The sequence below is a fragment of the Polaromonas sp. P1_E3 genome, from assembly GCF_056405935.1.
In genome coordinates this window covers 1-3,578 of sequence record NZ_JBFUBD010000281.1, presented here as the reverse complement: position 1 = coordinate 3,578, position 3,578 = coordinate 1, and the positions used below count along the sequence as shown (strand labels likewise).

Annotated in this window: 2 protein-coding genes; both read right to left on the bottom strand. The window is 57.8% G+C overall.

The genetic code is table 11. The features are described from left to right. The coding region (locus tag AC1D0Z_RS17785; RefSeq protein WP_477659528.1) for a hypothetical protein at positions 1-2,809 on the bottom strand (2,809 nt) is incomplete at its 3' end. A 551-nt stretch (positions 2,810-3,360) separates the two neighbouring features. Continuing rightward, positions 3,361-3,578: hypothetical protein (locus AC1D0Z_RS17780; protein ID WP_477659527.1), on the bottom strand; the 218-nt coding region annotated here is incomplete at its 5' end.

Genomic DNA, 3,578 nt, shown 5'->3' with positions numbered 1-3,578 from the left:
TTGCAGCGGTATCCCAGGTGGGTGCTCTCGGAGGTAGGCCAAGTAGCACCGCGGCACATGCAAGCTCTCCCAACTGGTCTCGGCTTGAAGCGTCAATCCATCTTTTTACAAATGCGTCGTACCCCGATTGCGATAGGTGCGACGCGAAGCCTTGTATCAACTCCTGAACTGCAGGCCGCGCGCTCTCACCGTGTCGCCTGAACAAATCGCTTGCAAAGTCATTTCCGACTATGGTGCGCGCGAGCGAAGTCCCTAGCGCTCGCCGGCTCTCAAATTGATCAAGCTTCTCCAGCACGTGTTCAAGTCCGACCCGTGCTAGAAATTCAGCTGCGTTCAGCCGATCTTGCTCAAGAGCGTCCTGTTCCCGCTTCCAGTCAGTGCTCGTGCCAAATGGTCTTTCAGGCCAGAACGCGAAAAGCCAAGCGTGTGCTTCGACAGGGTTCATTGGCATCAACGCTTCGTAGAGGCGCTTCAAACGCTCAAGCGTCGCCTCCGTGTACACCCACCCGATTTCCTTATCGCTGTCAACGAACTGGTTATGGTGATGTAGCAGCTTCCGCAGACCATCGCGAAGCTTGAGACGCTGTGGCGCCGGGAAGGCTTCGATGGCTTCTTCGATGCCTGTGAGCACCAACTCGGAGACATCCGGCGTCAGTTGCTTCAGATGACCCAGTAGAGCCATCCACCGAAGCGCATCGTCTCCAGCAAGCCCAAGTAACTGCCGCGCAGCCACTTGAACGTCCGTCCAGTAGTCCGCGACCATGACTGCCTGCATGCGATCCTTGGGCGCCCATTCGCGCATCGATGGGCGATGTGACATATGAATCACTCCACCATCGCGTGAAAAGAGCGTCTCGCAGAGGTTGGCGGTAACCGCCGGACGTTCTTTAGCCAGCTGAGCCAGGAGCGCGTGACGATCTGCCGCCGTCGCTCCACATTGCGGTTGCATTGGATTGAGCATCGCGGCGAGAGATGCCGCCGGCCGATTGGACCAACGCCCTCCCGGATCGACCTCAGCGAGACCAGCAAGGATTCGCGCGACCCTGCCAACATAGGCCGGCGCCCATCCGAGCGTTTCAAGTGCCCACAGTAGATCTGCGTGCAAGCAACCGCCGTGCTCTCCCTCGCTCTCAAACAAGTCAAGGATCTGGGGCCGCTCTGCGCGAAGGTCTTGCTCGAGGGCCGCCAAAAAGCGTTCGGGCGACGCCTCCGCCAACTCCGTCAGCTCACCTCGAACTCTGCGCCAAAAATCGAGCTCAGCGCTGTATTCAAAAACGCCATGGACTGCTCGGTCAGCCCAATCCGTTGCTCGAACGCCCGAATAGCATGGCTGCCGGTCGTCACCTCGGGTCGCCATGATGAGTATCCCGTCGGCAATGCCTTTCCGGAGCGCTTCGCTGTGCTTTCGTCGCTTGCCATGCATGCCGGCGAGCCAACGCTCATCGGACGGCAACTCGAAACGCGTGTCTGGTTCCAGCAGAACCTTTTCGCCCGAGGCGATCAGGGTCTCCAAGTTCTCCGTCCGAAGGTACGGCTCAAGTCGCTTCCAAGCTTCCTGTCGGCTGTGCACGCGCCATTCGCTTCCCGCACGAGTCATCAACGGGTTTGCCCCCAGCGTCCAAGAGCCAACAGCAGCTTCAAACCGACCGTAGTCACAGCCGCCTATGGCACTGACTATCGCTTGATCGGCTTCATTTTCTCCGTCCCAAGTGCCAACGAGAATGACGGCTGCCACGGTGGGCGCCACGCCAGGAACGGCCCAGTCTGGAGGCGGTGGTCCAGACCGCAAAAACGTCCGGCGAACGCGTTCCAGGCTCGCGTCGGCGTCATAGCATCGTTGAAACGCATCGTTGCGCTCAACGCCTTGCTTCTCAACCCAGTCGATGAGTTGCCGCATATTCGGCGACGGCAGGGTGATCGCCTTGGGGGAGCCGGATCCCGGCCGCAGCGTTCGGATAATCGTGTGTAGGTGAGCATTCGAGGGCAGCGGCGTCGAAGGCCCATCCATCAGCAAAACATATCGCTCACCTGTGGCGGCGACTTGCCTCAGTGCATCTTGGTCGTCTACGCAAAGACATCTGGCCCAAACTGATTCCTGTTGGTCAAATGGAAGTGCAGAGACGCACGACCCAATGAACGCTTCCCCTTCCTCCTGGCTCATCGTTTCGAGCTCAATCGTCACCGGGTCCGACAGCAATATGCGGGTGACGATATCGATCTGCGCCTGTCGTCCAAGCAAAGTACCTGCCGGGTCAAACTCTGGCTGGGTGGCCAGGCGATAGTCGTCGAGCGAGCCCTGCAGACTGCGAACGCCTTTTGGAGTGAGAGCGGCCATCTGGCCGAACCAAACAGCGACTGGCGGTGACACCTCCAACCACTGCACCAGATCTTCTGCGTCGAACGCCAAGACTTCTTTCCAGCGTTTTTCGCGGTTCCTGGTGCTCGCCCACTTTGCCTTTCCTGGCCATGTTCGCGGCGTCACAAAGACGAAGCTCGTCGAAGCCGGGTCAACGCCTACCGGATCACCGCTACGCTTCTCGTAGTCTTCGTCCGCCTTAGCCCTGATTTCCTTATTGGTGCCAAGCTCCCACACAGACGAACCACCAGGGATTCCCCCAAATGATTCAACGATGTCGACCACGCCGTCATAGCCAGCCAACCGCACGGCCTCATCTGCTGGGAAATTCACAGTGCGTGGCGCCCGGACCAGTGCCCAAACAAGCAGCCGCATCAAGCGCGGGAATTCTGCCGGCGCCGTGTAGCGACTGGCCCAAATATTCAGATGCTCAGCCCTGACAAATCCGTACATGCGGTCCTCCACCTATGCCTCTGTTGACTGTCCAGCCATGCCTGCCAGAGCAGGACGCCCGCCATGCGGTACTTCGCTGACTGTTGAATTCCGTCGAAATCTGATCCACTTAACGCAGTAATTTTCACCCAATATTGACCCACGTAGGCACTACYCTGCTTGTTTTAAAAGCAGAGGGAAATTAGGAGTGATAGACGTGCGAMATTGAATGTCATCAGGCGTTGGGCATTGCGAAATCAGATGTCCTTCGCGAGATCGCAAGGCGTACAGGCCTGGCTCGCAACACTGTGAAGAAGCACCTGCGATCGGAAGAGCGCTAGCCCAAGTACCTAAGGCRGGTCAGCTCAAGCAAGCTCGATCCCTACGCCGAGAAGCTGRCCACCTGGCTAGTGATCGAGACAACAAAATCGCCGAAACAGCGACGCACCTTGAGGCAGATTCACATAGACTCAGCCCAAAAAGGAGAAAAGCAAGAACTTATCGTGAGCACCTGCTCACAAAGAGTGTGGGTCAATATTCGATGGAAAACTCGGGTCAGACTTCAGCGGAATTCAACATTCCGTCCACTGAAGGAGTTCAAGACCGTCCACACGCAGCAGAGTATCTTGAGATATGTTCCAGTAACTTCGACGAAAGAACCTTGCCATGCGAACGCATTTTTTCAACGCTCTTGCACTCGCCTTACCGATAGCCCTCTCCGCCTGCGCAGCAGGCCCCGCTGTATCAACACCGGCATCTGCGCCGCCAAGCGGTGCTTGCAACGCCGCAC